The sequence below is a fragment of the Pseudomonas sp. BN411 genome, assembly GCF_029871235.1.
Classification (GTDB): domain Bacteria; phylum Pseudomonadota; class Gammaproteobacteria; order Pseudomonadales; family Pseudomonadaceae; genus Metapseudomonas.
Window position 1 is genome coordinate 136,210 of the sequence record NZ_SSOM01000055.1, and the last position, 25,931, is coordinate 162,140.

General features: G+C 63.0%; 24 protein-coding genes. 8 read left to right on the forward strand and 16 right to left on the reverse strand.

Annotated features, from left to right (window positions below):
- The first annotated feature begins 18 nt into the window (after positions 1 to 18).
- Both E8F06_RS08650 and E8F06_RS08655 read left to right on the forward strand, forming a co-directional pair.
- Complete coding sequence (locus tag E8F06_RS08650; RefSeq protein WP_280366163.1) at positions 19 to 540, forward strand: CsiV family protein; 522 nt, start codon at positions 19 to 21, stop codon at positions 538 to 540.
- A 6-nt stretch (positions 541 to 546) separates the two neighbouring features.
- On the forward strand, positions 547 to 3,177 hold the full coding sequence (locus E8F06_RS08655) for a DEAD/DEAH box helicase (RefSeq protein WP_280366165.1): 2,631 nt from the start codon (positions 547 to 549) through the stop codon (positions 3,175 to 3,177).
- A gap of 76 nt (positions 3,178 to 3,253) precedes the next feature.
- On the opposite strand, the gene E8F06_RS08660 is transcribed toward E8F06_RS08655, so the two are convergent.
- The 4 genes from E8F06_RS08660 to E8F06_RS08675 are packed head-to-tail and all read right to left on the reverse strand — an operon-like array spanning position 3,254 to position 6,285.
- Positions 3,254 to 3,991 (reverse strand): S-methyl-5'-thioinosine phosphorylase, encoded by a 738-nt coding sequence (locus tag E8F06_RS08660; RefSeq protein ID WP_280366167.1) that lies wholly within the window; start codon positions 3,989 to 3,991, stop codon positions 3,254 to 3,256.
- Positions 3,992 to 4,000: 9 nt separating this feature from the next.
- The gene (gene nagZ / locus E8F06_RS08665) at positions 4,001 to 4,999 is read right to left on the reverse strand and encodes a beta-N-acetylhexosaminidase (RefSeq protein ID WP_280366168.1); all 999 of its coding nucleotides are present in this window, start codon (positions 4,997 to 4,999) and stop codon (positions 4,001 to 4,003) included.
- Positions 5,000 to 5,008: 9 nt separating this feature from the next.
- A complete protein-coding gene (locus E8F06_RS08670; RefSeq protein WP_280366170.1) occupies positions 5,009 to 5,533 on the reverse strand; it encodes a L,D-transpeptidase in 525 nt (174 codons plus the stop codon).
- Between the two features lie 44 nt (positions 5,534 to 5,577).
- Positions 5,578 to 6,285: a TetR/AcrR family transcriptional regulator gene (locus E8F06_RS08675; RefSeq protein ID WP_280366172.1), complete on the reverse strand. Its 708-nt coding sequence runs from the start codon at positions 6,283 to 6,285 to the stop codon at positions 5,578 to 5,580.
- A gap of 222 nt (positions 6,286 to 6,507) precedes the next feature.
- On the opposite strand from E8F06_RS08675, the gene lexA reads away from it, so the two are divergent.
- Entirely contained in the window at positions 6,508 to 7,119 is a 612-nt protein-coding gene (gene lexA, locus E8F06_RS08680; RefSeq protein ID WP_280366174.1) for a transcriptional repressor LexA, read from the forward strand.
- Between the two features lie 10 nt (positions 7,120 to 7,129).
- Positions 7,130 to 7,603, forward strand: coding sequence for an SOS-induced cell division inhibitor SulA (sulA, locus tag E8F06_RS08685; protein WP_280366176.1), 474 nt, complete (start codon positions 7,130 to 7,132; stop codon positions 7,601 to 7,603).
- Positions 7,604 to 7,683: 80 nt separating this feature from the next.
- On the opposite strand, the gene E8F06_RS08690 is transcribed toward sulA, so the two are convergent.
- The 6 genes from E8F06_RS08690 to fadB form a co-directional block, all read right to left on the reverse strand.
- A complete protein-coding gene (locus E8F06_RS08690; RefSeq protein ID WP_151133013.1) occupies positions 7,684 to 7,917 on the reverse strand; it encodes a hypothetical protein in 234 nt (77 codons plus the stop codon).
- A 70-nt stretch (positions 7,918 to 7,987) separates the two neighbouring features.
- Positions 7,988 to 8,506 (reverse strand): DUF6586 family protein, encoded by a 519-nt coding sequence (locus E8F06_RS08695; protein ID WP_280366178.1) that lies wholly within the window; start codon positions 8,504 to 8,506, stop codon positions 7,988 to 7,990.
- Positions 8,507 to 8,572: 66 nt separating this feature from the next.
- Entirely contained in the window at positions 8,573 to 11,179 is a 2,607-nt protein-coding gene (gene topA / locus E8F06_RS08700; protein ID WP_280366180.1) for a type I DNA topoisomerase, read from the reverse strand.
- A 116-nt stretch (positions 11,180 to 11,295) separates the two neighbouring features.
- Positions 11,296 to 11,532 (reverse strand): DUF1653 domain-containing protein, encoded by a 237-nt coding sequence (locus E8F06_RS08705; protein WP_280366181.1) that lies wholly within the window; start codon positions 11,530 to 11,532, stop codon positions 11,296 to 11,298.
- A 173-nt stretch (positions 11,533 to 11,705) separates the two neighbouring features.
- Positions 11,706 to 12,881, reverse strand: coding sequence for an acetyl-CoA C-acyltransferase FadA (gene fadA / locus E8F06_RS08710; protein ID WP_280366183.1), 1,176 nt, complete (start codon positions 12,879 to 12,881; stop codon positions 11,706 to 11,708).
- Between the two features lie 19 nt (positions 12,882 to 12,900).
- Positions 12,901 to 15,048: a fatty acid oxidation complex subunit alpha FadB gene (gene fadB, locus E8F06_RS08715; RefSeq protein ID WP_280366185.1), complete on the reverse strand. Its 2,148-nt coding sequence runs from the start codon at positions 15,046 to 15,048 to the stop codon at positions 12,901 to 12,903.
- A gap of 474 nt (positions 15,049 to 15,522) precedes the next feature.
- Here fadB and E8F06_RS08720 point away from each other — a divergent pair, with 474 nt between their 5' ends.
- Positions 15,523 to 16,329: a hypothetical protein gene (locus E8F06_RS08720; RefSeq protein WP_280366186.1), complete on the forward strand. Its 807-nt coding sequence runs from the start codon at positions 15,523 to 15,525 to the stop codon at positions 16,327 to 16,329.
- Between the two features lie 44 nt (positions 16,330 to 16,373).
- On the opposite strand, the gene E8F06_RS08725 is transcribed toward E8F06_RS08720, so the two are convergent.
- A complete protein-coding gene (locus E8F06_RS08725) occupies positions 16,374 to 16,808 on the reverse strand; it encodes a hypothetical protein (protein WP_280366188.1) in 435 nt (144 codons plus the stop codon).
- 87 nt (positions 16,809 to 16,895) lie between these two features.
- Here E8F06_RS08725 and E8F06_RS08730 point away from each other — a divergent pair, with 87 nt between their 5' ends.
- Positions 16,896 to 17,336 (forward strand): universal stress protein, encoded by a 441-nt coding sequence (locus E8F06_RS08730; protein ID WP_280366190.1) that lies wholly within the window; start codon positions 16,896 to 16,898, stop codon positions 17,334 to 17,336.
- Positions 17,337 to 17,363: 27 nt separating this feature from the next.
- Here E8F06_RS08730 and E8F06_RS08735 read toward each other — a convergent pair whose 3' ends face one another.
- Positions 17,364 to 18,050 (reverse strand): hypothetical protein, encoded by a 687-nt coding sequence (locus tag E8F06_RS08735; RefSeq protein WP_280366192.1) that lies wholly within the window; start codon positions 18,048 to 18,050, stop codon positions 17,364 to 17,366.
- A gap of 20 nt (positions 18,051 to 18,070) precedes the next feature.
- Positions 18,071 to 19,972 carry an ATP-binding cassette domain-containing protein gene (locus E8F06_RS08740; RefSeq protein WP_280366194.1) on the reverse strand — a complete coding sequence of 634 codons (1,902 nt, stop codon included), beginning with the start codon at positions 19,970 to 19,972 and terminating at the stop codon, positions 18,071 to 18,073.
- 185 nt (positions 19,973 to 20,157) lie between these two features.
- Between E8F06_RS08740 and E8F06_RS08745 the strand changes: the two genes are divergently transcribed.
- Entirely contained in the window at positions 20,158 to 22,092 is a 1,935-nt protein-coding gene (locus E8F06_RS08745) for a transglycosylase SLT domain-containing protein (protein ID WP_280366195.1), read from the forward strand.
- 101 nt (positions 22,093 to 22,193) lie between these two features.
- Here the strand turns inward: E8F06_RS08745 and E8F06_RS08750 are convergent, their stop codons facing one another.
- The 3 genes from E8F06_RS08750 to yegS all read right to left on the reverse strand — a co-directional run bounded on the left by E8F06_RS08750 (position 22,194) and on the right by yegS (position 25,024).
- Complete coding sequence (locus E8F06_RS08750; protein WP_280366197.1) at positions 22,194 to 22,997, reverse strand: MOSC domain-containing protein; 804 nt, start codon at positions 22,995 to 22,997, stop codon at positions 22,194 to 22,196.
- A 68-nt stretch (positions 22,998 to 23,065) separates the two neighbouring features.
- The gene (locus E8F06_RS08755; protein ID WP_280366200.1) at positions 23,066 to 23,992 is read right to left on the reverse strand and encodes a chemotaxis protein CheV; all 927 of its coding nucleotides are present in this window, start codon (positions 23,990 to 23,992) and stop codon (positions 23,066 to 23,068) included.
- 132 nt (positions 23,993 to 24,124) lie between these two features.
- The gene (gene yegS, locus E8F06_RS08760) at positions 24,125 to 25,024 is read right to left on the reverse strand and encodes a lipid kinase YegS (RefSeq protein ID WP_280366203.1); all 900 of its coding nucleotides are present in this window, start codon (positions 25,022 to 25,024) and stop codon (positions 24,125 to 24,127) included.
- 206 nt (positions 25,025 to 25,230) lie between these two features.
- Here yegS and E8F06_RS08765 point away from each other — a divergent pair, with 206 nt between their 5' ends.
- Positions 25,231 to 25,929: a pirin family protein gene (locus E8F06_RS08765; RefSeq protein WP_280366206.1), complete on the forward strand. Its 699-nt coding sequence runs from the start codon at positions 25,231 to 25,233 to the stop codon at positions 25,927 to 25,929.
- Positions 25,930 to 25,931 lie beyond the last annotated feature (2 nt).

Here is a 25,931-nt window from a genome sequence, read left to right on the forward strand (position 1 = left end):
CCCTATAAGGAACAACCCATGCGTGCCATTCGTAACTTCGCCCTGCTGCTCGCCCTGCTGGCCCCGGCAGCTTTCGCCGACGGTCTCTATTCGGTGGAAATGATCATCTTCCGCCAGTCCGGCGATCCGATTCCCGCCAGCCAGCCGGCGCCGGACGACTGGGCCGCGGGCAGCCAGTCCATCGAAGGCAGCGAGCGCGGAACCGCGCTGGACGGCGAAGCGGCGAAGCTCAATCCCAATGCCGGTTACGAAGTGCTGCTGCACAAGGCCTGGTCGCAGAACCTGTCCGCCACGCCGAACATGGTCTCGGTGACCTCCGGCGAACAGCAGCTCGGCCATTACCCGGTGGAAGGCACCCTGGCACTCACTCTCGATCGCAGCGTCGACGCCCAGGCCGACTTCTGGATCAACCGGTTCGACGGCAGCGGCCTGATCAGCAGCAGCGAGCGCCTGCGTCAGGGCACCCGCCTGAAGAACGGCGAACTGACCTTCCTCGACCACGGCAACCTGGGCATCCTGATCCGCGTCAGCCCGCTCTAAGGCACCATGAGTGTCCTGCTCGACCAACTGAGGCAACTGGACTGGCGCCTGGATTTCGATCCAGGCGCCATTTCCCGTGGCCTCAAATACGCCACGGAAGACCGCATCCGGCTGCTCAGCCTGAGCGACAAGGCCATCGAGACCAGTTGCGAAGGCTCCGAAGGCCACTTCTACACGCAGCGAATCCGACTCGCCCCCAAAGGCCTGGGCGTGGTCGGCAATTGCAGCTGCCCGGTGAACTACAACTGCAAACACTGCGTCGCCGCCATCATGGTCTTACTGGCGCAGCCCGCCGACGGCTGGCAGCCGCCACCGCCCCCGACCGAGCGCCTGGTGGACGACCTGCAGCCGCTGCCGCACCTGATCCTCGGCAGCCACGCCCAGAGCCAATACGACCTTCGCAGTGGACGCATGGTGGGCAGCCAGCAGCATCGCGCCGGCCTGGTCTTCGAATACGGCAGCGCACAGATTCATGGCAAGACCACGAAACCGGAGCGGCTGCATCACCGCAGCAACGGCGAACGTCTATCCATCGCCCGCCACCCCCGAGCCGAACAGGCCTGGCGTGATGTCCTGCGCCAACTCGGATTCAAGGAGGCCCTGCGGCAAAGCCTGGCGCTTCCCGCCAACAGCGCGGAAATGTTCGAGCTGCCCAGCGACGAGCAGTGGCTGCACTTCATGCGCGAACAACTGCCGGCACTGCGCGAGCAGGGCTGGAAAATCGATATTCGCCCAGGTTTTCAGTTCGACCTCACCCAGGTGGAAGGCTGGTACGCCGAAGTCGACGAGGCGCCGGGCCGCGAGTGGTTCGACCTGGAACTGGGTATCGTCGTCGAGGGACGCCGAATCAGCCTGCTGCCGGTTCTCCTGCGCCTGATCCAGCGCAACCCCGAATTGCTCGACCCGCAGAACCTGCAACGACGCAAGGACGACGACCAGTTGCGACTGCAGCTGGATGCCACGCGTGCCGTCGATGGCCGCCCGCTACAGGTGATGCTGCCGTTTTCCCGCCTCAAACCGGTGCTGACCACCCTGGGCGAACTCTACCAGCGCGACCAGGACCCGACCCAGAGCCTGCGCCTGTCCCGACCCGATGCCGCGCGACTGAGTCAACTGGAAGGCCTCGACCTGCACTGGCAGGGCGGCGACGAACTACGTGAGCTGGCGCGCAAGCTGCGCGACAGCGGCAAGGTCACTATCACTCCACCCAAGGGCCTGAACGCCGAACTCCGTCATTACCAGCTGGAGGGCCTCGCCTGGCTGCAAACCCTGAGGGACGTCAACGCCGGCGGCATCCTGGGTGACGACATGGGCCTGGGCAAGACCCTGCAAACACTTGCCCATCTGCTGATGGAAAAGGAGAGCGGCCGCCTCGATCGGCCGGCCCTGGTGGTCATGCCCACCAGCCTCATTCCGAACTGGCTCGACGAGGCGGAGCGCTTCGCACCGGACCTGCGCGTGCTCGCCCTGCACGGCCCCGGCCGCAAGAAGGCGTTCGAGCAGATGGCAGAGCACGACCTGCTGCTCACCACCTACGCGCTACTCCCCCGGGATCTGGAGCATTTCGCCGAATTGCCGCTGCACCTGTTGATCCTCGACGAAGCGCAATTCATCAAGAACCCCACCAGCAAGGCGGCCCAGGCGGCGCGTCAGCTGGAAGCCCGCCAACGGCTCTGCCTCACCGGTACGCCGCTGGAGAATCATCTGGGCGAACTCTGGTCGCTCTTCCATTTCCTGATGCCGGGCTGGCTCGGGGACAGCCAGAGCTTCCTGCGCAATTACCGCAATCCCATCGAAAAACACGGCGACGCCACCCGCCTCGCCCATCTCAATGCGCGCCTCAAGCCCTTTCTGCTGCGTCGCAGCAAGGAAGCGGTGGCCACCGAGCTACCGGCCAAGAGCGAGATTACCCAATGGGTCGAACTCAGCGACCGCCAGCGCGACCTGTATGAAACCGTGCGGCTGGCGATGGATCACAAGGTGCGCGACGAGATCGACCGCAAGGGTCTCGCGCGCAGCCAGATCGTGATCCTTGAAGCCCTGCTGAAGCTGCGCCAGGTGTGCTGCGACACCCGCCTGATCGAAGAGAGCGGCACCCGCACGCGCGGCAGCAGTTCAGGCAAGCTGGACAGCCTGATGGAAATGCTGGAGGAGCTGATCGCCGAGGGACGCAAGGTGCTGCTGTTCTCCCAGTTCACCAGCATGCTCGCCCTGATCGAGGACGAGCTGCGCAAGCGCAGCATCGACTATGTGCAGATCACCGGCGATACCCGCGACCGGCGCACCCCGGTGCAGCGCTTCCAGAATGGCGAGGTTCCGCTGTTCCTGATCAGCCTCAAGGCAGGCGGCACCGGCCTCAATCTCACTGCCGCCGACACAGTGATCCACTACGACCCCTGGTGGAACCCGGCAGTGGAACGCCAGGCGACCGACCGCGCCTATCGCATCGGCCAGGACAAGCCGGTTTTCGTCTATCGGCTGATTTCGCGGGGAACAGTGGAAGAGAAGATCCAGCAGTTGCAGGCGCAGAAGGCGGCGCTGGCACGAGGCATTCTGGACGGTCGCGAGAAGGAGGGCTGGCGATTGGCCGAAGAGGACATCGATGCCCTCTTCGCCCCCCTGCCCCGTTTCACCTGAAGCGCCAAGGTGGAACAGGTCGCCTTTCAGACGTGCTGATTCACTGGTGATTCAGCACGCCAACGGCCGAAAGGCCTCAGCCTTTCAGCACGTGAGCCAGGACGCTACGCACCTTACCGATGCCCTCGGCCAAGGCAGCCTCGATCTCGGCCATGGTGATGATGCCGTCGGACTTGCCGGCGGCAGGATTGACCACCAGCGACAGGCAGGCATAAGGCAGGTTCAACTCACGCGCCAGCGCCGCCTCCGGCATGCCGGTCATGCCGACGATGTCGCAGCCATCGCGCTCCAGGCGGGCGATCTCAGCCACGGTTTCCAGGCGTGGGCCCTGGGTGCAGCCATAGACGCCAAAATCACTGTGCGGGAAGTCGCAAGCGTTCAGGGCCGCCAGCAGTCGGGCACGCAGTTCTTCGTCATAGGGATGGCTGAAATCGATATGGGTAACGTGATCCAGGTCGCCCTCGAAGAAGGTGCCGATACGCCCGTGGGTGTAGTCGATCACCTGATGCGGCACAACCAGGTGGCCGCTCCCCATGGCCGGATGGATGCCGCCTACCGCGTTCACCGCAATTACCGCTTGGGCACCAGCATGCCTGAGGGCCCAGAGGTTGGCGCGATAGTTCACCTGATGAGGCGGAATCCGGTGCGGATGACCGTGACGGGCCAGGAACAGCACGTCATGCCCGGCGTACGAGCCATGGACAATGCCTGCCGACGGCGCGCCGTAGGGCGTTTCAGGGTTGAGCAGGGCTTTCATGCTCAGGCCTTCGAGCTGGGTCAGGCCTGTTCCACCAATGATGGCGTAGACGGTCATGTCGGTTCCTCAATCGATCAACTGAGCATCGCGCAGAGCCGCAACGGCCTGCAGCCAGCCGGGATCCTGGCGGTATTCGGTGCCTGGGAAGGCGCGACGGCGCATCCGCGCCAAGCTGGCCGGCGGCTTGGCGCCGAGACGTTGCAGACGTGCCAGGGCCAGCTCGGCCGAAGCACGGTCGTTGCACACCAGCCCCATGTCGCAACCGGCGGTCAGCGCCGCTTCGATACGCTCGGCGGCATCGCCCACCACGTGAGCGCCCGCCATGGAGAGGTCATCACTGAAGATGACACCGGAGAATTTCAGCTCGCCGCGCAGGATTTCCTGCAGCCAGCGCCGGGAGAAGCCAGCGGGCTGGTTGTCCACCTGCGGATAAATCACGTGCGCCGGCATCATGCCGTCCAGCTCGGAAGCCAGACGGGCGAAAGGAACCAGGTCGCTCTGGCGAATCTGCTCCAGGCTGCGCTCGTCGGTAGGGATGGCCACATGGGAGTCGGCCTCCGCCCAGCCGTGGCCGGGGAAGTGTTTGCCGGTAGCGGCCATGCCAGCCTGACGCAGGCCACGGATGAAGGCACCCGCCAGGCGCGCGGCGCGCTCCGGGTCACCTTCGAACGCGCGGCTGCCGACTACCGCACTGCGCTGGTGGTCGAGGTCCAGAACCGGGGCGAAGCTGATGTCCAGGCCAACGGCGAGCACTTCGGTCGCCATCAACCAGCCACACTGCTCCGCCAACTGCTCGGCGTTTTCGTTGTCGGCCAGGGCGCGCATAGCGGGCAGGCGCAGGAAGCCTTGGCGCAGGCGCTGCACGCGGCCGCCTTCCTGGTCGACCGCGAGGATCAGATCGGGGCGAACCGTGCGGATGGAAGCACAGAGCTCACGCACCTGGCGCGGGCTTTCGATGTTGCGGGCAAAGATGATCAGACCGGCGACTTCCGGCTGACGGAGGATCTGCCGATCCTCGGCGGTCAGCCAGGTGCCACCGATATCCAGCATCAGGGAACCTTGCATGGAAAATCCTTAAAAGAGTTGTGCCGCCGCCCAGTCCGGGCAAGGCGCTTCGTCTATGCGTACCGCACAGTGGACGGGCACGCGATCGAAGAGTTCCAGCACGTCGGCGTTGCGCAGACGAATGCAACCATGGGATAGCGGTACACCCATGGGTTCAGTGTCCGGCGTGCCGTGTAGATAAATATAGCGGCGGAAGCTATCCACCCGGCCGAGGCGATTGCGGCCAGGCTCGCACCCGCTCAGCCAGAGGATGCGAGTGAGAATCCAGTCCCTTCCGGGAAAGCGCTCATGCAGCTCGGCATTCCAGACCTCACCGGTCCAGCGCCGCCCACGCAGGACAGCACCAAGGGGCAAGCCGTCGCCAATGCGCGCGCGGATCTGGTGCAATCCCCGGGGGGTGCAGTTGGAACCATTGGTTTCGCCCGCGCCATTCAGGGCGGTAGAGACAGGCATGCGCAGCACCAACTGCCCCTTGGCGAAGCCATAGAGCTGCTGGTCGGCGATGGAGATATGCAGGAGATCGAGGTTTTGCATGGGCCGCAAGCTTAGCCGATCAGCCAGCCTGCGCCCAAGTGGATTTAAGCCTTGGCGGGCGCTGCCGGCGCCTTGTTGCGCGGCTTGAGCACCGCACCGGCCAACGCGTCGTCGGTGACTCCGGTTTCGGCACGCATGCCGGCGGCCAGGAACGGCACCATCAGTCGCATCACCTGCTCGATGGAGGTGTTCACGCCAAAGTCGTTTTCCGCCATCGCGCGCAGCGCCTTGATCCCTGACATGCTGAACGCGGCGGCGCCGAGCATGAAATGCACGCGCCAGAAGAGCTCAAGCGGTGGCACCCTGGGTGCGGATTCGTTCACCAGCAGCATGTAGCGGCGGAAAACCTTGCCGTAAACCTCTTCGAGGTACTTGCGCAGGTGGCCCTGGCTCTGACTGAATGCAAGTCCGAGCAGGCGCATGAAGATTGACAGGTCGTTGCCACTGCGGGGCTTTACTGCCAGGGCCTGCTCGACGAGCATTTCCAGCAGTTCTTCGAGGCTGGCCTTGCTCTCCGCCTTGGATTGGCGGCGGTCCAACTCTCGTTCTAGGCTCTGGCAGAACGGACCGAGGAAGCGCGAGAAGACTGCCTGGATCAGCGCCTTCTTCGAGCCAAAGTGATAGTTCACAGCCGCCAGGTTGACCCCGGCCTTGCTGGTGATCAGGCGCAACGAAGTCTCGGCGAAGCCTTTCTCCGCGAACAGCTGTTCCGCAGCATCCAGAATGCGTTCTACGGTTTCCGACTGGGCCATGGCTCCTCCGCCTGACAAACACTTGTTTGAAACATACGTTTCAGCCAGCCAGCTTGTCAAGCCGTGCTCACCATTATCTGACGCAACGGTCATTCCCGCGGCCAGATGACTTTCCCGACCACTGGTCAGCCCCTCTCCTTTCCAACCTTGCAAAAGAAGCGTTGCCAAGGCCGGAGCACTGTATATAATTCCAGTCACTGTATAAAAAGACAGAGCGCCACCATGCTGAAACTGACGCCCCGCCAAGCCGAGATTCTCGCATTCATCAAGCGCTGCCTTGAAGACAACGGCTTCCCCCCGACCCGCGCGGAAATTGCCCAGGAGCTTGGCTTCAAGTCCCCCAATGCCGCCGAAGAGCACCTCAAGGCCCTGGCCCGCAAGGGCGCAATCGAGATGACGCCGGGCGCCTCTCGCGGCATTCGCATCCCCGGATTCGAACCCGGCAACAATGAAGTCGATGGCCTTCCAGTGATTGGCCGGGTTGCCGCTGGCGCGCCGATTCTGGCCCAGCAGAACATCGAAGAATCCTGCCGCATCAACCCCGACTTCTTCCATCCCCGCGCCGACTACCTGCTACGTGTCCGCGGCATGTCGATGAAAGATATCGGTATCTATGACGGCGATCTGTTGGCCGTACACAGCACCCGCGAAGCCCGCAACGGACAGGTGGTCGTTGCCCGCCTGGGCGAAGAAGTCACCGTCAAGCGCTTCAAGCGTGAAGGCGAAAAGGTCTGGCTGATCGCCGAGAACCCCGAGTTCGCCCCCATCGAAGTGAACCTGGATGAACAGGATCTGGTGATTGAAGGTTTGAGTGTCGGCGTGATCCGCCGCTAAAGGAGGCGTTATGCAGTTCCCGCAGTCGCTTGGTCGGTCCCAGCTTCCCCTGTTCCACGACGCCATCCTGGCCAATCCCGTGGTACCGATGCTGACCGAGGTGGTCGAAGATCCGCGCCCGGAAGAGCCGGAAGCGTTCAGCGAGCTATCCCTGCGCGGCGCCACCGGGCACTGCCGGAACCTCCTGGCCTCGGTATTGCGGGAATTAAGCGAGGAACAGGACGCGCGCTGGCTGACGCTGATCGGCGCACCCGTGGGCCTGACCCGCGACTGGCTGCGCGAATCCGGACTCAACCGGGAGCGCATCCTGATCCTGCAGCCACGCGGTGAGCAAAGTGCTCTGGAACTGGCTTGCGAAGCCCTTCGGCTGGGCCGCAGCCACACCGTCGTCAGCTGGCTGCGCCTGGGGCAGAAGGCCAAGCAGCAACTGGCCCACGCCGCACGCCAAGGCGGCGCACAGAGCCTGAATATCCTGTTGGGTTGATTGAGCGCCGGGGCCAGGGAAGACCTGTGCCCTGTGACATCAGACGGTAACCGAATCAGCGGAAGATCCGGCTCCGGAGATCAATGCAGGACGCGCGGACCTTCGTGATGGTCCATATCACCTTCGGCCAGACGACCAGCCATCTGAACGCCAACATTCAGCATGGCCTTGGCGACTTCCAGATGGTGCCCCTGAAGGAACGCCTTGGCATCAGCGGAGAAATCCAGCGTCACCAATGCTTCCTCGTCCTCGGCCCGGCGCAGGATGATGCGCCCGTCAGGCAGTTCGACTATTTCCAGAAAGGACGTTGGCATAGGTTCATATCTCCACGAAAGCGGCCATTGTACCAGCGCGCCGCCAGCACGCCCTAGCCCGTCGATCAAATCAGCATTCGCTGAGCGTTTCCCGGAAGCGCAAGGCGAGGGATTTCAGATTCTGCCTCCACGCCTCAAGGCACTCCCGCGACAGCGGCGCCTCTTCCTCTTCCACACTCACTGCAGTAATCAGCGGCAAGGTCGGATCAACCTTGGCCTGCCTGGGCGTCTGCGGCGGCTGGAACAGCGCGGAATAGGCAGCAAGGAGTTCAGCCAACCAGGTTTCCCGCTGCTGGGCGAGCTCCACCAACTCCGCCAGCTCAGGACTGGGGGCAGCAGCCAGCACTTCTTGCGTCAGCAGTAATTCGACGCGAGGAGCGTTGGCTTCCGGAAGACGGTAGTAACCAGCGATCTCATGGCACAAGCCGAGCAACGCACCGTAGAGGTGGAAGAGCGATGCTTCCCGCTCGGCTTGCACCAGCGCCTGGGCATTCATCGCCCTGCCCTCTTCCGCCTTGCGCCAGGATTCCAGCGACAGGCCGGCGAAGAAGATCTTCTGGTTGGTGCGGGTATAAAGCTCGTGGGCCATGACGGCACCCTCCACAGGTGATTCGGGCAGTATATGCGCGCCCGATGCCGGGCGCGCTGCAGCCGGTCAGCGCTTGTCTTCGACCTTCCACTTGCCGCCATCGAAGAAGGCGCGCCAGCCAGTGGGCTTGCCCTCGACCTCGGTCTGCACGTACTGCTCCTTGGTCTTGCGACTGAAGCGAATCACCGCCGGACGACCCTCAGGGTCCTTCTTCGGCGCGTCGAGCAGGTAGTGATACTTCGCGTCCAGCTCATCCTTGTGCGGGATTAGTTCCTGCACCAACGGCGCACGGGTTTCCCGATTCTTCGGGAACTGGCTGGCGGCCAGGAACAGGCCGGAAGCGCCATCACGAAGCACATAGATGTCGTCGACCTTCTCGCACTTCAGCTCCGGCATGCGGATCGGATCGATCTTCGGCGGTGCGGCCTCGCCGCTCTTCAGCAGCTTGCGAGTGTTCTTGCAGCTGGCGTTGGTGCAGCCGAAGAACTTGCCGAAACGACCCGTCTTGAGCTGCATCTCGCTACCGCACTTATCGCACTCCAGGCTCGGACCTTCGTAGCCCTTGATGCGGTACTGGCCCTGCTCGATCTCGTAACCCGAGCAGTCCGGGTTGTTACCGCAGATGTGCAGTTTGCGGGTTTCATCCAGCAGATAGGCATCCATCGCAGTCGCGCAGATCGGGCAGCGATGCTTGCCACGGAGCACGCGGGATTCCGACTCACCCTCGTCGTCCGCAGCGATTTCGTCACCCGGCACGAGGTTGATGGTGGCCTTGCAGCGTTCTTTCGGCGGCAGGCTGTAGCCCGAGCAACCGAGGAACACGCCGGTCGAGGCGGTACGGATCATCATCGGACGACCGCACTCGCGGCAGGGAATGTCGGTCAGCGTCGGCTGGTTGGCGCGCATGCCCTTGTCAGTACCTTCGGCAAGCTCCAGCTTCTTCCTGAAGTCGCCGTAGAACTCGTCCAGCAGGTGCTTCCAGTCGCGCTCGCCCTGGGCGACATCGTCCAGATGCTCTTCCATGCCGGCGGTGAAGCCGTAGTCCATCAGGTTGGCGAAGCTTTCGTTCAGGCGCTCGGTAACGATGTCGCCCATCTTCTCCGCGTAGAAACGGCGGTTGTGCACCGTGACGTAGCCACGCTCCTGAATGGTGGAGATGATCGCCGCGTAAGTGGAGGGACGGCCAATGCCACGTTTTTCCAACTCCTTGACCAGGCTGGCTTCGGAGTAGCGCGCCGGCGGCTTGGTGAAGTGCTGGCTGGGTTCGAGCTTGAGCAACTCAAGCAGTTCGCCCTCGCTCATTTCCGGCAGGACATCGTCCTCGCCCGGCTTGCTCTGCTGCGGCAGAACGCGGGTGTAACCGTCAAACTTGAGAATGCGGCCCTTGGCGCGCAGCTCGAACTTGCTGGCGTTAACGCTGACGCTGGTGGACAGGTACTCGGCCGGCGGCATCTGGCAAGCCACGAACTGGCGCCAGATCAGGTCGTACAGGCGCTCGGCATCACGCTCCATGCCAGACAGCTGGGTGGGGCGCAGATTGACGTCGGACGGGCGAATTGCCTCGTGCGCTTCCTGGGCCCCTTCCTTGCTGGAATAGACGTTCGGCTTGGACGGCAGGTATTTCTGGCCGAACTCGCCCTCGATGAAGCCACGCACCATGGTGATGGCGTCGGCCGAGAGGTTGGTCGAGTCGGTACGCATATAGGTGATGTAGCCGGCCTCATAGAGGCGCTGAGCCATCATCATGGTCTTCTTCACCCCGAAACCCAGGCGGTTGCTGGCGGCCTGTTGCAGGGTGGAGGTAATGAAGGGCGCGGACGGACGGCTGGAGGTCGGCTTGTCCTCACGCTTGGCAATGGTGTAGCTGGAAGCCTTGAGCTTCTCCAGGGCCGCCATGGCCTGGGCCTCGTTCAGCGGCTTGAAGGCCTCGCCGTTCTCCCGGGCTACTTCGAAGCGGACCTTGGCGCCCTTGGCGGTGCCGAGGTCGGCATGCACTTCCCAGTACTCTTCGGGTACGAAGGCGCGGATTTCGCGCTCGCGCTCCACCACCAGCTTCACTGCAACCGATTGCACACGACCAGCGGAGAGGCCACGGGCGATCTTCTGCCAGAGCAGCGGCGAGACCATGTAGCCCACTACGCGATCGAGGAAGCGGCGCGCCTGCTGGGCGTTAACGCGGTTGATATCGAGATCGCCGGGTTGGGAGAAGGCTTCCTGGATGGCCTTCTTGGTGATTTCGTTGAACACCACGCGCTTATAGCGGCTGTCATCGCCACCGATGGATTCCCGCAGGTGCCAGGCGATGGCCTCCCCTTCGCGGTCCAAGTCGGTTGCGAGATAGATGGTGTCGGCATCCTTGGCCAGACGGCGCAGTTCCTCGATCACCTTTTCCTTGCCGGGAAGGATCTCGTACTTGGCCTTCCAGCCGTGTTCGGGATCAACGCCCATGCGCGCAACCAGTTGGCGCTTGGCCTTTTCCTTGGCGGACAGGACCGGCGCTTCGCCGGCGGTCTTGCCACGCTTGGCCGGTTCCTTGGCGGCACTGGTCGAACCGCTGGTGGGAAGGTCACGGATGTGGCCGATGCTCGACTTCACCACGTACTGGTTGCCCAGGTACTTGTTGATGGTCTTGGCCTTGGCCGGGGATTCCACGATGACCAGCGATTTGCCCATGGATCGGTGTGTTCCTGAATGAAATATGTAAAAGGCGGGAGCCGCCTGTCGCGGCACCGCTATATATAGTGGCCAGCGCGGCGCGGTCAAGCGCGCTCCTGGCTGCCCCTAGCCCCTCAGGGCTGCGGGAAGGGGTCCGGCTCGGCACTCACCAGAGCGAAGCGCGCAATCTGCTCGCCGTTCACCTGAACCGTTTCGGTGAACATGCTGAGTGGGCGCACCCAAAGGCCGTATTCGCCGTAGAGGGCCTGGTAAACCACCAGTTCCTCCTCCGTCTCGGAATGACGCGCAATACCGATGACACGGTACTGCTGACCCTTGTAGTGACGATAGAGACCCGGTTGCAGGCGCATGGTTGCCTCACAGTGATGAATGCAGGCTATCCCGCAAAGGTTGCGCATGGTGCCGTGTGATTCGGCATGAAGCCAGCCCTTGCATGAAAATTCCTGCGAAGTATCTCCACATAAAAGCAAAAACCGGGGCACGGGGCCCCGGTTTCTTCATCTCTCTTGCGCGCCGAGAGGACTCACACGCGCTCGAAGATGGTGGTAATGCCCTGGCCGAGGCCCACGCACATGGTGGACACGCCGAAGGTACCGCCGTTCTGCTTCATCACGTTCAGCAGGGTGCCGGAGATACGGGCACCGGAGCAGCCGAACGGGTGACCCAGGGCGATGGCGCCGCCGTGCAGGTTGACCTTCTGTTCCATCTTGTCGAGGAGCTTGAGGTCCTTCAGCACCGGCAGGGCCTGGGCGGCGAAGGCTTCGTTGAGTTCGAGGAAGTCGATGTCGTCCATGGTCAGGCCGGCGCGCTTGAGCGCCTTCTGGGTGGACGGAACCGGGCCGTATCCCATGATCGCTGGGTCGACACCGGCAACCGCCATGGCACGAACGACGGCCATCGGCTGGATACCCAGGTCCTGGGCGCGCTGGGCGCTCATCACGATCATGCAGGAAGCGCCGTCAGTGATCTGCGAGGAAGTACCCGCGGTAACGGTGCCACCTTTCGGGTTGAACGCCGGCTTCAGGTTGGCCAGGCTTTCCAGGGTGGTCTCCGGACGAATGGTTTCGTCGAAGTCGAACACCTTCAGGAAGCCGTTCTCGTCGTAGCCCTGCATCGGGATGATTTCATCCTTGAACTTGCCTTCGACGGTGGCCTTGTGGGCCAACTGGTGCGAACGCAGGCCGAACTGGTCCTGGGCTTCACGGCTGATGCCGTGCATCTTGCCGAGCATTTCGGCGGTCAGGCCCATCATGCCGGACGCCTTGGCGGCGTACAGGGACATGTGCGGGTTCGGGTCTACGCCGTGCATCATGCCAACGTGGCCCATGTGCTCCACGCCGCCGACCACGAACACGTCGCCGTTGCCGGTCTGGATGGCCTGCACGGCGGTGTGCAGGGCGCTCATGGAAGAACCGCACAGACGGCTGACGGTCTGGCCGGCGCTGGTGTGAGGGATCTGGGTCATCAGCGACGCCATGCGTGCGATGTTCCAGCCCTGCTCCAGGGTCTGGTTCACGCAGCCCCAGATCACGTCCTCGACTTCCGCCGGGTCGACCTTGGTGTTGCGCTCCAGCAGCTTGCTGATCAGGTGTGCCGACATGTCTTCGGCACGGGTATTGCGGTGCATGCCACCCTTGGAGCGACCCATCGGGGTGCGGCCGAAGTCGACAATGACTGCATCTCTAGGATTCAGGCTCATATTCTTCACTCTCGCTCAATTAGCCGAAAAACTTCTGGCCGTTCTTGGCCATTTCGCGAAGCTTGGCGGTCGGGTGGTACAGCGCGCCCAGGTCAGCGTACTTGTCGGCGATGGCCACGAACTCGGCTACGCCAATGCTGTCGATGTAACGCAGCGCACCACCGCGGAAGGGCGGGAAGCCGATGCCGTAGATCAGGCCCATGTCGGCCTCGGCAGCGGTCGATACGATGCCGTCTTCCAGGCAGCGTACGGTTTCCAGGCACAGCGGAATCATCATGAAGTTGATGATGTCTTCGTCGGTCAGCTCACGCTGTTCCTTGACGATCGGCTTCAGTACTTCGTAGGCGACCGGGTCGGAAACCTTCTTCGGTTTGCCGCGCTTGTCCATTTCGTAGGCATAGAAGCCCTTGCCGTTCTTCTGGCCCAGGCGGTTGGCGTCGTACATGACGTCAACGGCAGTCTTGCCTTCGACAGCCATACGATCCGGGAAGCCTTCGGCCATTACATCGCGGCCGTGGTGGCCGGTGTCGATGCCGACTACGTCGGACAGGTAGGCCGGGCCCATGGGCCAGCCGAACTTCTCCATGATCTTGTCAATGCGAACGAAGTCGACGCCCAGTTCCAGCAGCTTGGCGAAGCCGCCGAAGTACGGGAACAGCACGCGGTTCACCAGGAAGCCGGGGCAGTCGTTGACCACGATCGGGTTCTTGCCCATTTTCTTGGCGTAGGCAACGGTGGTGGCGACTGCCACTTCGCTGGACTTCTCGCCACGGATCACTTCCACCAGCGGCATCATGTGCACCGGGTTGAAGAAGTGCATGCCGACAAAGTTCTCCGGACGCTTCAGGGCCTGGGCCAGGTAGCTGATGGAGATAGTGGAAGTGTTGGAAGCGATGATGGCGTCTTCGCGAACGTGGCCTTCCACTTCAGCCAGCACGGCGTGCTTGACCTTCGGGTTCTCGACCACGGCTTCAACAACGATGTCGACGTTGCCGAAATCGCCGTAGGACATGGTCGGACGGATCGCATTCAGGGCTTCAGCCATCTTCTCAGGCTTCATGCGGCCCTTCTCGACGCGCTTGCCGAGCAGCTTGGAAGCTTCCTGCAGACCCATCTGGATACCCTCTTCGCGGATATCCTTCATCAGGATCGGAGTGCCTTTGGAAGCGGACTGGTAGGCGATGCCGCCACCCATGATGCCAGCGCCGAGTACGGCAGCTAGTTTCACGTCCTTGGCAGCTTCGTCGTACTGCTTGCCCTTTTTCTTCAGTTCCTGATCGTTCAGGAACAGGCCGATCAGGCTGGTGGCAACCGAAGTCTTGGCCAGCTTCACGAAACCGGCAGCTTCCACTTCCAGAGCTTTATCGCGGCCGAAGTTGGCAGCTTTCTGGATAGTTTTGATGGCTTCTACCGGGGCCGGGTAGTTCGGACCGGCCTGGCCAGCGACGAAGCCCTTGGCGGTCTCGAAGGCCATCATCTGCTCGATGGCGTTGAGCTTCAGCTTTTCCAGCTTGGGTTGACGCTTGGCCTTGAAGTCCAGCTCGCCGGAGATGGCGCGCTTGATCAGGTCCAGGGCAGCGGCCGGCAGCAGCTCGGGAGTGACCACGGCGTCGACGGCGCCGACTTTCAGGGCGTCTTCGGCACGGTTTTCCTTGCCGGAGGCGATCCACTCGATGGCGTTATCGGTACCAATGATGCGCGGCAGGCGCACGGTGCCGCCGAAGCCCGGGTAGATACCCAGCTTGACTTCCGGCAGACCGATCTTGGCAACGGTGCTCATCACGCGGTAGTCGGCTGCCAGGCACATTTCCAGGCCGCCACCCAGGGCGATGCCGTTGATAGCGACAACGGTGGGGACTTCGAGGTCTTCGAAGGCGCTGAAGATCTTGTTGGCTTCGAGGTTGCCGGCAACCAGTTCTTCGTCGGGCAGCTGGAAGTTGTCGACGAATTCGGTGATATCGGCGCCGACGATGAAGACGTCCTTGCCACTGCTGACGATCACGCCCTTGACCGAAGCATCGGCCTTGATGGCTGCAACTGCATCGCGCAGTTCGTTCAGGGTGAGACGATTGAACTTGTTGACGGACTCACCCTTGAGGTCGAACTTCAGTTCGACGATACCGCCCTCAAGAGCCTTAACCGTGATGGCTTTACCTTCGTAAATCATCAACTGATCTCCACGGTTTGGGAAACTGGACTGTACGCATCGGAGCCAACCGGCGGACTCGCCTCCCGGCGCTGCCGGAGCATAGTCCCGATCGATTGGGCACACCCGCCGATACGATATTCGGGCTGTATGGCTAGAATTGTCATACAAGACAAACGCTTGATTCATACGCCCGTTTGATTTGGGTAAGCGGAGATTCAGGGAAAAGTCTGCGCTTGTCAATCTCGCAGCGTGACCGGCCGGCCACGATAAAACGGCGCTGCCACTAGCCTCGCCGCAACGCGGGCCGCACAGTCGAGACAAATTCACAACTTTGATTGCATCTCATCACGCTCACCGCGCATTGGCAGAAAAGCCGCCGGGAGGCCGCTGGCAAATTGCCTGTCCCACGAGTACATTCGTGCCACTCGATCCGCCAGGATTCGAACGCCAAAACAACAACAATCAAGGCCAATGGCCCACGGAGAAGCACCCATGACGAGCCGCCTGCTTGCCATTCTGCTGGGTACCCTGCTCACCCTTCCCGCCTTCGCTTCCACCCAGACATCCCCGGCGGACAGCCTCCTCAAGCTCCACCAGATGCGCCTGGCAGCCCAGCGCAGCCTCGGTGACTTCTATATGTACAACGGCATGGAAGGCGACCAGCGCTACGCGCGCCTGATCGACGAGTCGGTGCAGCAAGCGGATGCCCGCCTGAAAGAACTGGGCGAGATGCCCGGAGAAGCGTCGAAAGTCCTGCGCACGCAACTGACGCAGGAATGGCAGAGCTACAACAGCGAGCTGACCGGCCTGGTCACTGCACTCAAGCAGCAGGGCTTTACCGACCTGCAGCCGGTAGCCGACCTGACCGCCCGCAACAAGCGCCTGATGGACCTCTCCAACGAGCTCTACGCCAAGATCCAGCAGGAAGGCGCGACCCAGATCCCGCCCCTGACCCAGCGCAGCCGCGACCAGAGCCTGCTGATGCAGACCATCGCCGTGGACTACGCCTCGCGCAGTGCTTCCATCGGCGGCAGCTTCATGGGAGGCAACGGCGGCAAGGCCATCGATGAACTGGCCGGCGAATTCGCCAACCAACTGGCCAGCCTGGAACAGGCACCGCAGAACACCCCGGAAATCCGCCAGGCGCTGGATGGCATCAGCACCAAATGGCGCTACATCGAGAAATCACTGAAGAACTACAACGAGAACAGCGTTCCTTTCCTCATCAACAAGTACTCGGACCGCATCATCGACGGTCTCGAAGACGTCTCCGCGCGCTACTCGGCTGCCCAGAGCTGAACCGCCGACACCCGGTGCGGCGACAACAGCGCCGCGCCCACTTTTCAGGCCAGCGACTTCAGCGCATCGGCGATGCGCTGCAGGTCTTCCGCCGTGCCCCGCTCGCCCCAGTAGAGAGCGACCATCTGCGAACTGGCTTCCACCTTGTAGACATCTTTCGGCAAACCAGCCAGATGGGCCAACACGGCCGCGTCCTCGCACGGCTCGCGCCACTGGTTCAGCCACTTGCCAGGCTCACTCTGCCAGTAGCACCAGGCCTCACGCCCGCGCAGGCGTGGCCGATGGTATTGGGCGCAGGAATGTGGCGGCTCCTGGACCAGCCAGTGGGGCCACTCCTGGCGCGACAGCTGCATGGCCAGCCCCATTCGCCGCGCCTGCAGGCGCAGCTCCATGCGGCCTCGCTGCCCCTTCGACGGCACCAGCCAGACCAGGGGGCTGAGCACCGCCAGAAGGAGCAACATGACGATCCAGAAGGTCATAAAGGTTATCTCCGCGCAAAAGCCTGTGTTAAACGTTCCGGACAGCCATACTTGTGAACATGCGAAATCTTAAGGAGGAGTCACCCCATGCCCTACCAGCACATTCTGGTCGCCGTCGACCTTACCGATGAATGCCATCCGGTGGTGCGTCGTGCCCAGGCACTGGCTCAGGCCAGCGAGGCCAAGCTGTCGCTGGTGCACATAGTCGAACCGATGGCCATGGCCTTCGGCGGCGATGTACCCATGGACCTTTCCATGCTCCAGCAGCAGCAGTTCGAGCAGGCTCGAGAGCGCCTGCAGACCTTCGCAGGCATCTACTCCGAACTCACTGCCGACCAGCGTCACCTGGCCTACGGCCAGCCCCGGCAGGAAATCCATCGCCTGGCCGAAGAACAGGGTTGCGACCTGATCGTGGTCGGCAGCCATGGCCGTCACGGCCTGGCCCTGCTGCTCGGCTCCACCGCCAATGACGTTCTCCACGGCGCACCTTGCGACGTATTGGCCGTGCGCCTGAAGAAACCTGAATAAATAGAAGCGAATCGCCGGGCGCGGGCTTCAATCGAAGCCTTCGCCCGCGCTCATCACCAGAGGCCGGATCTTCTGCAACTGGGTTTCCAGCGAATAGGTCATGCTGGACGCCATGGAGAAGAAGGTCAGGAAAGCCTTGAGGTTGGAATCACCTTCACAGGTATCGTGGATGCGCTGCCAGAAGGCCTGGTTCACCAGTTGCAATTGCTGGAACAACCGCACCAGTCCCTTCAGCTCCCAGTCCGCGTGGCGCCCTTCCCGGAAATTGAAGTATTGCCGGGCCAGGTAGAGCGAAACCGCCCTGAGGATGAACTCCTGATTGGTGGCGAACGGCAGATGCTGCTGCGCCATCGGCTTGAGCTTGCCCAGCACCGGGCAGGCGCTGGTAGCCATGATCACCCCCAGCAGGGCACGCAGCCCCTCTTCCAGGCCCACCACCTTGGCGTACTCACGATCCGGCGTACGCACCGACACCTGGACCTTCTTGAAGGCCGGCAGCCCCTGGAAATCCTCGATTACACGGTGCAGGTCGACCGCTGCCGGGCAGTGGCTGTAGGCATCCTTGCTGAGCGGGCAGTTGCTGCACTGCTGGTGCTCCAGGCGAGTCCACTTCGGCGCGGCGCTCGCACGCTCCGCGTCGTAAGCACGCTCCAGCTCGATGCGGTAGCTGAACTCGTGCAGATCATCCAGGTTGATGCGGTATTCGATGGCCATGGGCGCTCCGGCTCACTTCCTCAACTGTCTTCCAGCTCCGCCCAACGCTCGATCAGGCGGTCCAGTTCCTTCTGCAATTCGTCCAGGCGTTCCAGCACCACGCGGGTCTGCTCCGCAGGGCGCTGATACAAGGCCGGATCGGAAACCTCCGCCTGCACCTTCGCCTGTTCCGTTTCCAGGGCCTCGATCTGCCCGGGAATGGCCTCAAGCTCACGTTGCAACTTGTAGCTCAGCTTTTTCTTCGGTGCCTCAACCGCGACAGGCGCTGGCTCGGCCGCCTTGGGAGTTTCGACCTTGGCCTCACGGGTATCACCCACGCCAAGAAGACGCGGTGAGCCGCCTTGGCGCAGCCAGTCCTGGTAGCCACCGACGTACTCGCGAACGCGGCCCTGGCCTTCGAACACCAGCGTGCTGGTGACCACGTTATCGAGGAAGGCCCGGTCGTGGCTGACCATCAGCACGGTGCCCGGGAAGTTCAGCAGCACCTCTTCGAGCAATTCCAGGGTTTCCACGTCCAGGTCGTTGGTTGGTTCGTCCAGCACCAGCAGGTTGGCCGGCTTGCTGAACAACTTGGCGAGCAACAGTCGTGCCCGTTCGCCACCGGACAACGCCTTCACCGGCGTGCGGGCGCGCTGCGGGCTGAACAGGAAGTCCCCCAGGTAACTCAGCACATGACGGCTCTGGCCGTCGATGGTGATGAAATCGCGACCTTCGGAGAGGTTATCGATAACGGTTTTTTCCAGATCCAGCTGGTGACGCAACTGGTCGAAATACGCCACTTCGAGGCGAGTACCGATCTCGATGCTGCCGCTGGTGGGCTGGAGATCGCCCAGCAGCAGCTTGAGCAGCGTGGTCTTGCCGGTACCGTTGGCACCCAGCAGGCCGATACGGTCGGAGCGCTGCAACACCAGGTTGAAATCGCGGATCAGCGGCTCGCCGCCCGGATGGGCGAAGCCGACATTCTCCGCCACCATCACCTGCTTGCCGGATTTCTCCGCGGCGTCCAACTGGATAGTCGCCTTGCCCTGACGCTCACGACGCTCGGAACGCTCGACACGCATCGCCTTGAGCGCACGCACCCGGCCTTCGTTACGGGTACGACGGGCCTTGATGCCCTGGCGAATCCAGACTTCTTCCTGGGCCAGGCGCTTGTCGAACAGGGCATTGGCCACTTCTTCCGCCGCCAGCTGCTGTTCCTTGTGCACCAGGAAGCTGGCGTAGTCGCCGTTCCAGTCGATCAGGTGACCACGGTCCAGTTCAAGGATGCGGGTGGCCAGGTTCTGCAGGAAGGAACGGTCGTGGGTGATGAACAGCACCGCGCCGTTGAAGCCCAGCAGGGCCTCTTCCAGCCAGGCGATGGCACCGATGTCCAGATGGTTGGTGGGCTCGTCGAGCAGCAGCAGGTCGGGCTCGGCCACCAGGGCCTGGGCCAGCAGGACACGCCGGCGCCAACCACCGGAAAGCTCGGCCAGGGTCTTGTCCGCCGGCAGCTGCAGGCGGCTCAGCGTGCTGTCCACCAATTGCTGCAAGCGCCAGCCGTCGCGGGCTTCGAGATCCTGCTGGACCCGCGCCAGGCGCGTCAGGTCATGCTCATCGTTGATATGCAGGCTCAGGTGGTGGTACTCGGCCAGCAGTTTGCCGACATCCGCCAGCCCTTCGGCTACCACATCGAATACGGTGCGATCATCAGCGAGCGGCAGCTCCTGCGGCAGTTCGCCGATCTTCAGCGCCGGCGCCTTCCAGATCTCGCCGTCATCGGCGAACTGGTCGCCCTTGACCAGGCGCAGCAGGCTGGACTTGCCGGTACCGTTGCGGCCGATGATGCACACGCGCTCGCCCCGGGCGATCTGCCAGGACACCTTATCCAGCAGCGGCATGGCGCCGTAGGCGAGGGATACGTCGGTGAACTTGAGCAGTGTCATTGCGGGGCCTCCAGGATCAGGGCGCGCATTCTACCCGACTTGCCGCACCGTCTCTCGGGCATTTTTTACCGCCGGTTTCCCCTGCTGGCGCAATGCTTTAACCGCCCCTGCCTAAAGGCTAAGCTAGGCGCTATTCGATGCCCCGCAGGGGGCATTCACAATGATTTATCTGCCCCGGAAGTGTCATGCGCAGTCGTCTGCTCAGCCTGTTTTCCTGCTTGTTCCTTTCCACGGTCGGCCTGCATGCCACCGAGGCCTCCTCGGCCCCTCTCGCCCAGCAACGCTTGATGTACGACGAGGCCAAGCGCGCCCTCGCCAAGGGTGATTCCGGCCCCTACCAGCGCTACGCCAATGCCCTGCGCGACTACCCGCTGGAACCCTACCTGGCGTACGACGAGCTGACCGCCCGTCTGAAATGGGCGAGCAACGAGGAGATCGAGAAGTTCCTCGCCGAACATGGCGACCTGCCCCAGGCCGGTTGGATGAAATTGCGCTGGCTGCGCTGGCTGGCCGAACGCGGCGAATGGCAGACCTTCGTCAACTACTACGACCCCAAGCTCAACTTCACCGAGCTGGACTGCCTGTTCGGCCAGTATCAGCTCAAGCACGGGATGAAGAAGGAAGGCTATGCCACCGCCAAGAAGCTCTGGCTGGTCGGCAAGTCCCAGCCCGACGCCTGCGACGTGCTGTTCGGCATGTGGAGCGCCGAAGGCCAGCTGACTGAAGAGCTGCGCTGGAAGCGTGCCAAGCTGGCCGCCGAAGCGCGCAATTACGGCCTGGCCAAGCACCTGGTGAAAACCATGCCGCGCCTGGGTACCCCGGGCAATCTCATGGTGGAAGTGGCGCAGAAGCCCCAGCTGCTGAGCCAGACCGCCCGCTTTGCGCCCGCCGATCGCCACATGGCAGACGCCGCGGGCCTCGGCCTGCGCCGGCTGGCCCGCCAGGATCCGGAAAAGGCGCTGAGCCTGTTGGATGTCTATGCCGCCCGCCTGCCCTTCTCCAAGGAAGAAAAGGTCGCCATCGCCCGCGAAATCGGCCTGACCCTGGCCAAGCGCTTCGACTCCCGCGCCCTCACGCTCATGACCAAATACGATCCCGAGCTGCGCGACAACACTGTCAGCGAATGGCGCGCGCGCCTGCTGCTGCGCCTCGGCCGCTGGGACGACGCCTACCAGTTGACCCGCCAGATGCCCGAAGACCTGGCCAAGACCAACCGCTGGCGTTACTGGCAGGCACGCAGCCTGCAACTGGCCCAGCCGGAGAGCCAGCAGCCGATTCCCCTCTACCAACCGGTCGCTCGTGAACGTGATTTCTACGGCTTCCTCGCCGCCGACCGCATCCAGGCGCCCTATCAGCTGAACAACAAGCCACTGGTGATCGACCCGAAGGTCATGCAGAAAGTGCGCAACACTGCGGGCATCCGCCGTGCGCTTGAATTCCACGACCGTGGCGAGATCGTCAACGGCCGTCGCGAGTGGTACCACGTCAGCCGCCTGTTCGACCGCGACGAGCTGGTTGCCCAGGCCAAGATCGCCTACGACCTGCAGTGGTACTTCCCGGCCATTCGCACTATCAGCCAGGCCCAGTACTGGGATGACCTGGACATCCGCTTCCCCATGGCCCACCGTTCGACTCTGACTCAACAGGCCAAGGTTCGCGGTCTGCACTCGAGCTGGGTCTTCGCCATTACCCGCCAGGAAAGCGCCTTCATGGCCGATGCGCGCTCCGGCGTCGGCGCCATGGGCCTGATGCAGCTGATGCCGGGCACCGCCAAGGAAACCGCTCGCAAGTTCGGTATTCCGCTGTCCTCGCCGAACCAGGCACTCAACCCCGACGTCAACATCCAACTCGGTGCGGCCTACCTGAGCCAGGTCCACGGCCAGTTCAACGGCAACCGGGTACTCGCTTCCGCCGCCTACAACGCCGGCCCCGGTCGCGTGCGCCAATGGCTGAAAGGCGCCAATCACCTGTCGTTCGACGTCTGGGTGGAAACCATCCCCTTCGACGAAACCCGCCAATACGTGCAGAACGTGCTGTCCTACTCGGTGATCTACGGCCACAAGCTGAACGCGCCGCAGCCCCTGGTGGACTGGCACGAGCGGTATTTCGACGATCAGTAAGAGACAGAAAAGGGCGCCAGTTGGCGCCCTTTTTCATTGGCCTCTCCCAACGAGGCTCGTAGGGTGGGCTTCAGCCCACCAACACACCCCGCACCGATCCGCTACTCCAGCACCTCGACCTCCATCCCCACTTCCAGCACGCCGGCGCTGCGGTTGATCAGGTTCTGTCCGAAGTAGACCTCGCCTTCCCGCTCGCGGTAGGTCTTGAGCGTGGTCAGCGGCTCGCGGTCGGCGCTGCGTTCGCCGGTAGCCGGATCGATGGTGGTCAGGATGCAGCGGCTGCAGCCCTTGGCCACGCTGAACTCGATGCCGCCGATGCGGATGCGTTTCCAGCCGTCCTCGGCATAAGCCTCGCTACCCTCCACCACCAGGTTCGGACGGAAGCGCAGCATTTCCAGCGGTCGCCCCACCCGCTTGCTGAGGTCGTCCAGCGAAGCCTGGCCGATCAGCAGCAGCGGAAAACCGTCGGCAAAACCTACCTTCTCCTCGGGCAGCAGGCTGCCGGGAATGTCCCGTGCACGGTGATCCGGCACGTGGACCAGGCGACACGCCTTGCCGAGGAAACCACTGAGCCATTCCGCCGCTTCGTCGCCGGCGTCCGGTACATGCATCGGAGCGCCCCAGACGAAGGTGCCGCGCAGGTTGGCGTCGGGCTCCGGCAACGGCACCTCCAGGGTGGGCAGGCCCGCGGCGCTCAAGGTCAGGCCGCCGGCATCGTTCCAGCGCGCCGAGAGTTGGGACATCTGGGAAAAGGCGCGCTGGGTCAGGAATCGGCCGTTTTCCGCATCCACCAGCATCCAGCGCCGATCTCCCGCCAGGCCCAGGCCATCGAGCCGGGCCTGCTGGAGGGGTTCGCCAATGGCGGATTTCATGGGGAAACGATAGAGGGACGAGAGACGCAACATGGCCAGCTTCCTGATCGGCGTTTGAGCGAAGTGCCCGTTATACGCAGCCGGCCCCTGTCAGCTCAAGCTCATCGATCCCGCTGTAGGCGATCCAGCACCACGTCCACCAGCTTGTCGGGCTGGAACTTGGAGAGGAAGTTGTCGCAACCGACCTTTTTCACCATGGCGTCGTTGAAGCTGCCCGAAAGCGACGTGTGCAGTACCACGTAGAGATCACGCAGGCGCGGATCGTTGCGGATCTCGGTGGTCAGGCGATAGCCGTCCATCTCCGGCATTTCCGCATCGGTGAAGATCATGAGCAGTTTTTCGGTCATGTCCACGCCACTATCGGCCCAGGCCTTGAGCATCTTCAGCGCCTTCAGGCCGTCGCCAGCCATGTGCATGCGCATGCCGAGCTGCGACAGGGTTTCGCGTAGCTGGGTCAGCGCCACGCTGGAGTCGTCCACCAGCAGCACCTCGCGCCCGACGGCCATCTGCAGCAGCGGGTTATCCAGGCGGTCCGAGGAAACGCGGGTACTCATGGGCACGATCTCGGCCAGGACCTTTTCGACGTCGATGACCTCGACGATCTGCTCGTCCACCTTGGTGATGGCCGTCAGATAGTGCTGGCGACCGGCACTGCCGGGCGGCGGCATGATGGATTCCCAGTTGAGGTTGAGGATGCGGTCCACGCCCCCCACCAGGAACGCCTGCACCGAGCGGTTGTACTCGGTCACGATGATAGTGCTGCGCTCATCCGGCACCAGCGGACGCATGCCGATGGCCTGGGACAGATCGATCACCGGCAGGGTCTGGCCGCGCAGGTTGACCACGCCGCACACTACCGGATGGCGCTGCGGAATCAGGGTCATCTTCGGCAACTGCAGGACTTCCTGCACCTTGAACACGTTGATGGCGAAGAGCTGACGGCCGCTCAGACGGAACATGAGGATTTCCAGCCGGTTCTCACCCACGAGCTGGGTGCGTTGATCGACGGTGTCGAGAATGCCGGCCATGGAACTTCCTCTGCTGCGAATACGATGGTGGGCAGGACTGCCTTGCAGCTTTTCGGCAAGGCACCGGAAAACTGAAGACATGGCACTGCGCCATCATGCAACAGCCACCCCCATGACGCCAGCGCGCTGGCGCTAAGCGGGGAGCAGCACTGGAGAGTCTTCCGGCAGATGCACGCGCAGCGCCCCTACCCGCGCTGAGATACGCAGACGCACGCTTTCCATCGGCTCGCCATCGAGGTTGAGGTCCAACCCTTCCTGCGCTTCCACTTCCACCCAGGGCAAGCGCGCACTGACCGAAACCGACTCCAGGCCCATGATCCCGCCGGAGAGCAGCGTGGTCAGGGTGCCCACCACGTCCTGCGGCGCCGGGATGATGCAGAGATCCAGCAATCCGTCGTTCACCGTTGCCTGCGGACAAAGCGGATGCCCGCCGCCCGCCTGGCGTCCGTTGCCGATACCAAGAGCGAGAAACTCCCCTTCCCAGGTGAAGTCCGGCCCACGGAAACGGCCGAACGCTGAATGCACGTCGGAGAAGCGGCTCAGACCTGTCAGGAAATAGGCCGCGCCGCCCAATACCTTCTTCAGGTCTTCCGGGGTATTGGCAGTGATCTTCGAACCGAACCCGCCAGTTGCCATGTTGAGGAACAGATGCCCATCGGCGTCCCCCAGGTCGATTGCACGCGGCGCCACGTCCAGCAACGCCAGGGCTCCCTGCGGGTCCAACGGCACGCCGGCCGCCCGCGCAAAGTCGTTGGCCGTGCCCAGGGGCAGCAACGCCAGGCCGGCATCGCTGCCCGCCTGGACCACCGCTTCGGCCACATCGCGCAGGGTGCCGTCGCCACCGCCGGCGATCAGCGTCCGATAGCCCGCAGCCAGGGCGTCCTCCACCAGCCGCCGGGCGTCGCCGCTTTCCCAGGTCACCCGTACCGCAAGCTCCCAGCCCGCGTCGCGGCGCGCCTGGACGGCCGCCCGCACCTCATTGTTGGACGCCTGCTTGCCGTGCAGAATCAGCAAGGCCTTGCGCTCGACCATGGTCGCCTCCATCGCTCCGGAATGGCCGGAGTATAGGACCGCGATTACTTCAGCCTGGCCTCACGAAGGCCTTATCGCTGGTCAATCGATCTATTTTTACGATTGATAGAGCGGATAAATTGCGCTTTTACGCAGTTATATGATGATTGATCATGCCGCCCATTCCTCCCGGAGAACCCCTTCCGCGAGCAGACAGGAGACCGAACATGATCGAAGTACGCCCCTTCGCCGAACTGGGTGGTGCCAACCACGGCTGGCTCAACGCGCGCCACCACTTCTCCTTCGCCGGCTACTACGACAACCTGCGGATGAGCTGGGGCCAGCTGCGCGTGTGGAACGACGACGAAATCGCGCCCCACTCCGGCTTCCCGCCGCACCCGCACCAGGACATGGAAATCATCACCTACGTCCGCGAAGGTGCCATCACCCACCAGGACAACCTGGGCAACAAGGGCCGCACCGAAGCCGGCGACGTGCAGGTGATGAGCGCGGGCACCGGTATCGCCCACAGCGAGTACAACCTGGAAGATGAAACCACCAAGATCTTCCAGATCTGGATCATGCCCACCGAGTACGGCGCAGAGCCGTCATGGGGCACCCGCCCGTTCCCGAAAGGCGAGCGCTCTGGCAGCTTCGTGACCCTGGCCAGCGGCATCGACGAAGGCAGTGACGCCCTGCATATCCGCGCCAATGCCCGACTCGTCGCTGCGACCCTGAAGGCCGGCCAGACCGCCGAGTACCGCCTTGAGAATGGCCGCAGGGCCTACCTGGTGGCCGCCAAGGGTCGATACGAGGTGAACGGCATCGCCGCCGAAGCCCGTGACGGTGTGGCCGTGCGCGATGTGGAAGTGCTCAGCTTCAGCGCCAGCGAGGACAGCGAGATCGTCCTGGTGGATGTGGCCTGATC